The following is a 228-nucleotide window of genomic DNA, read 5'->3' on the forward strand; positions in this document are numbered from 1 at the left end:
TCGCCCGCGCATTGGAGCTGTCCGTGGATGGGCGGATGGTTTCGGGCGAGGATGTGTTGCTCGCGCTGGAAGGGGCAGCCAAGAAACGCTTCGACAAGGCGCTGGATTCCGGTGGGCTGCAGGGGATCGGTTATGATTTGCGGTTCCGTTTGCACCCGGAGGTGGATGCGGCCCGTGACTTGGGGGGCGCGGCAGTATCCATGGCGCTCAAGAGTGGGGAAATCTGGG

Annotated in this window: 1 protein-coding gene; it reads left to right on the forward strand. The window is 63.6% G+C overall.

Annotated features, from left to right (window positions below):
- The coding region (locus R0J92_RS27635) for a heparinase II/III family protein (RefSeq protein ID WP_411054031.1) at positions 1 to 228 on the forward strand (228 nt) is incomplete at both ends.

Source organism: Tritonibacter sp. SIMBA_163 (genome assembly GCF_046535935.1).
Classification (GTDB): Bacteria; Pseudomonadota; Alphaproteobacteria; order Rhodobacterales; family Rhodobacteraceae; genus Epibacterium; species Epibacterium scottomollicae.